Consider the following 232-nt stretch of genomic DNA (forward strand, 5'->3'; position numbering starts at 1 on the left):
CATAAAACTCATCAACTAGCGCAATAAAACGCCTTGCTGCATCATCATTATTTTGTCCAAGCTGTTTTACGTTTGATAAAATCACCGTGTTATATAATCGGCTTATTTCCATGTAATCCACTTGGCTACGCGCGGTTTCACACAGTTCGCTAAATTCAAACATAACGATGCAATCAGACACCTTGCGGGTTTTGATCATCCGCCCTTCTATTTCAATTGGGGTGTCTACTTT

At 40.1% G+C, this 232-nt stretch carries 1 protein-coding gene; it reads right to left on the reverse strand.

The annotated features are described in order from the left end of the window. The coding region (gene zapE / locus AAEY75_RS17335; RefSeq protein ID WP_352260433.1) for an AFG1/ZapE family ATPase at nucleotides 1-232 on the reverse strand (232 nt) is incomplete at both ends.

This window comes from Psychrobacter sp. TB55-MNA-CIBAN-0194 (assembly GCF_040309505.1).
Lineage (GTDB): Bacteria > Pseudomonadota > Gammaproteobacteria > Pseudomonadales > Moraxellaceae > Psychrobacter > Psychrobacter fozii.